The organism is Terriglobia bacterium (assembly GCA_036496425.1).
Taxonomy (GTDB): Bacteria; Acidobacteriota; Terriglobia; order 20CM-2-55-15; family 20CM-2-55-15; genus 20CM-2-55-15.
This window is the reverse complement of record DASXLG010000235.1, coordinates 1-3,667: the sequence shown is the minus strand read 5'-3', so window position 1 is coordinate 3,667 and position 3,667 is coordinate 1. Positions and strand designations below refer to the sequence as shown.

3 protein-coding genes are annotated in these 3,667 nt (G+C 59.2%); all 3 read right to left on the bottom strand.

Translation table 11 applies throughout. The annotated features are described in order from the left end of the window. Window positions 1-103: 103 nt before the first annotated feature. The 3 genes from VGK48_16595 to VGK48_16585 are packed head-to-tail and all read right to left on the bottom strand — an operon-like array spanning window position 104 to window position 3,461. On the bottom strand, window positions 104-787 hold the full coding sequence (locus VGK48_16595) for a response regulator (protein ID HEY2382796.1): 684 nt from the start codon (window positions 785-787) through the stop codon (window positions 104-106). Beyond that, window positions 784-1,794 carry a histidine kinase gene (locus VGK48_16590; GenBank protein ID HEY2382795.1) on the bottom strand — a complete coding sequence of 337 codons (1,011 nt, stop codon included), beginning with the start codon at window positions 1,792-1,794 and terminating at the stop codon, window positions 784-786. The genes VGK48_16595 and VGK48_16590 overlap by 4 nt, the downstream gene beginning before the upstream one ends. Beyond that, window positions 1,791-3,461 carry an amidohydrolase family protein gene (locus VGK48_16585; GenBank protein HEY2382794.1) on the bottom strand — a complete coding sequence of 557 codons (1,671 nt, stop codon included), beginning with the start codon at window positions 3,459-3,461 and terminating at the stop codon, window positions 1,791-1,793. Before VGK48_16585 ends, VGK48_16590 begins: the two co-directional genes overlap by 4 nt. Window positions 3,462-3,667: the final 206 nt, after the last annotated feature.

Here is a 3,667-nt window from a genome sequence, read left to right as displayed (position 1 = left end):
TAGCCGCAGATGACGCGGATGACGCAGATGGGGGCGCATCATGAAGTTCGTTTTTGCGCCCCCATCTGCGTCATCCGCGTCATCTGCGGCTAAAACAGTTTGATTAAATCGCGAGTACTTTCCTCAACTCCGCCGACTGGCGGCGCGAGAGCGGAACCTTTTCGCCGCATCGCATCGTCACGAGCAGATTGCCGCCCGGCTCCCATTCGGTGGACTGGATGTTGTTCAGGTTGATCACGTGTTTTCGGCTGGCGCGAAAGAAGCCGGAGGACGCGAGGCGCTGCTCAAAGGCGGCGAGCGACCCGGCGATCAAGGGCCGTTCATTTCGAAAAAAGACCCGCGTGTAGTTCCCTTCCGATTCCAGGATCTCGATGTCTCCGGCGCACACGATCCAGCAGCGGTCGCCGTCTCTCATAAAAATCTGGTCGCGGAACTGCGGCTGCCGGCCGCGGACCTTTTGCAGGGCGGCGGCGAGACGCTCGGGCGCAATGGGCTTGAGAAGGTAATCCAGCGCATTCACTTCGAATGCCTTCAGCGCGTATTGATCGTAAGCCGTGGTGAAGATGACTTCCGGCACATCGCGGAGCCGGCCCAGCAGATCGAAACCTGTCATGCCGGGCATCTCGATATCGAGAAAGATCAGGTCTGGCTCGTGCTTCTCAATCAGCGCGAGAGCTTCATCTCCGTTTGCCGCTTCACCGGCAATTTCGATTTCCGGGTGGGCTGACAGGAGACGCCGAAGCTCCCGCCGCGCCATCCGTTCGTCGTCGATGAGTGCCGCTTTCATACGTGTTGAGGGATCACAACTCTCACGGCGACCGTACCGTCGCGATCCGCGAGCGAAAGCGTCGCCTCGCTGCCGCACAGCAGACGCAGCCGTTCCCGCGCATTGGCCAATCCGGTATGTGTGCCGTCCGCATCCGCTTCCCGCAATCGTCCGGTGTTCTCGATCTCGAGGACCAGACATTCGTTTTCAAGAATGCCGCGAACGGTCACCATGCCGCCTTCGGGCGTCTTCGAAATACCGTGCTTGACGGCATTTTCGACGAGCGTTTGAACAAGCATGGCGGGAACGGGAAATGGCTCCGCCGCCGGCTCTATCGTAAAACTCACGTTCAATCGTTCTTCGAAACGGGCGGACTCCAGGGCCAGATAGTCGGAAACCGCAGCCATTTCTTCCGACAGCGGAACCACCTGCGTTCCTTCGGCCCGGAGCGAACGACGAAACAGATTCGCAAGGCTGGTGATCATGTCTTGCGCGTGCTCCGGATTTTCGCCGACGGTTCCCCGGATCGTGTTCAGCGAGTTGAACAGGAAGTGCGGATTCACCTGGGCCTGCAGGGCACGCAGTTCCGCCTTCCGCAAGGAGAGTTGGGATTCCACATATCGCCGATACCAGTGGACGCCAATGTAGACGGCCGTCCACGCGCACGTCATGAAAATAACACCCGAAGCCATGCTCAGCATTCCCGTCGCATCGAAAGCGTTATGTCCCTCCAGTATCCGGGAGATCGCAATCACGAGCAGTATTTCCAAAGCGCCGATCGCCACCGCGCTGCCGAAAATCCGCGGTAATCCTCGAGATGCGGGGAGATCCAGATACCGGCGCCTTCGGATACGCAAGCGCAGAAGGTGGGTGAAGCCGATACTGTAGAAGAAGAAGAGGAGGAAGCCTGCGAAGATATTCGTCTGCCAGCCCAGGAACGCCGTGATGACGGCGAATACGACAGCGCTGTAGCTTCCCCAGCCCGCAACCTGACACGTCCAGTAAATCCATTCCTGCCTGAACTTCATTTCCCGCCACGCGAAACGACTTGGCCATCCAGCATTGTCCACACCGGATGCCGCAGTGTATCGAGTTTCGTGAATGGATTGTCTTTTGTGAGGATAAGATCCGCCCGATAGCCGGCCGCCACCCGGCCCAGTTCCGCAGCTTTGCCGAGATACGCCGCATTGTTGACCGTCGCGAAGGCGAGGATCTCTTCCGGCCGGAAACCCGCTCGAACAAAGTGCGCGAATTCGTTATGGAGTCCGGAACCATAACGGACCATCGGCGCATCGGTTCCAACAACCATCCTGGCGCCTGCACTGTACAGGGCGCGGGCCGATTTATAGCTGCATTCCAGCCGGCGGTCCCTGTCCGCAGCAGCAAGGTTATTCATCGTCAGGTCCATCGCATATTCCCCGAATGTCGGATCGATGAATGGATGGGTTTGCGCCACAAGCGCGGCCAGCGCTGCCGGCACCTCCTGCAGATACGCCGCGTGCTCGACACCAGTCGCTCCAGCGCCGATTGCGTCCTCGAATTCCTGCTCCGTCTCCGCATGAACGATAGAAATCAGGTGATGTTCTCCCGACCAGCGGACGCCCTTCGCCAGCAGATCCGCGCTCAATTCTTCGCTGGCGCGGCCGATCGTGCCGTGGATAAATTTCACGGCGTCCGGACCGGCCGCCAGGTTGCGGTTCAATCCTTCAAATAATGTGTTCTCGTCCCGGGCGAGGATAGCACCTTGCCGGGCTTCCGCTGCATTCCAGATCGTGCTGACCGGATGGCCGTGCGGAGAAGTCACCAAACGGCCCACGAAGAAAAGGCGCGGGCCGAGAATCTTGTGTTCGCCGATCCGCGACCGCAAGGCGAAACCGAAGTCTGCAGGGCCTCCCAGGTCTCGAATCGAAGTGACGCCGGCCGCAAGGTACTCCTCACGTTGAGGAGCGTAATCGCGCAACATCGACTTGAAGAAGTAGAGCGGCGAAAAGCCCGCTGGAAGCTCGATCGGAGATTGCAGGTGGGTATGGACATCGATCAGCCCCGGAAGCAGGTACTGCCCCTGGGCATCGAGTTGCGGCCAGTCCGGATGTTGGGACAGCGGCCCGATTTCCACAATCCGTCCATCCTTTATATATATGGTCTGTCCTTCTTCGATGCGGCCTGCCGCGGTATCGACGATCCGGGCGCCAGTGATGGCGACGCGATCCTGAGTTTTCGGCCAGACGAGGTTGCCGGTGTTCATCAGAAGCAACGGCATAGCCCAGCCTGCGGTGAAGACCGCCGCGGACGCCATCAGGACGCCTCGCGCCAGCCGCCGGCTTAAATAAAAGAGAATCCACACCATCACATAGAATTCCGGCGTGGCGCTCAGGTAGATCAGCAGATTGCCGTTGGCCCACGGACGGAACGCGCCTCCGAACAACGGATAAAGCGCCGCGAGTGTGATGAAGTACAGAGGCAGCGAGAGAAGATAGCCAAAGAGGAGCCGCGGCAGCGTGTGTCCCTTGAACCAGGCCAGAAAAATGCCGAGCGGCCACCAATACAGAAAGCAGAGGCCGGCCGACAGGGCGAGTCCCAGGAATCCGGTCGTCCAATCTCCGGATTTGAAAGCCATCACGGCGTATAACGGCAGCGGTGAGAAAATCAACAGCAGCGAAACCAGAGTGAAACGGCGGAAAGTGCTTGTGTCCATGGGCGGGGATTATTCAAGGTTTCGGATTTCCCGCGCCTGGAAACATGACGAGCGGTGGATTTTGGGGATAGACGGTCAGGAGCGGGTGCAGTCATATAAGGTGTGAATGAATAGGAGGCGCGTCAGACTATAGCCCCGGCCGAAAGGCCGGGAGTTGCACCAAGAGTCGCCCAGGTGGACATTCCCCGCCTTTCCAAGGCGGGGTG

Coding starts and splice junctions, on each gene's coding strand:
- VGK48_16595 (HEY2382796.1), bottom strand. CDS start 787: ATGAAAGCGGCACTCATCGACGACGAACGGATGGCGCGGCGGGAGCTT.
- VGK48_16590 (HEY2382795.1), bottom strand. CDS start 1,794: ATGAAGTTCAGGCAGGAATGGATTTACTGGACGTGTCAGGTTGCGGGC.
- VGK48_16585 (HEY2382794.1), bottom strand. CDS start 3,461: ATGGACACAAGCACTTTCCGCCGTTTCACTCTGGTTTCGCTGCTGTTG.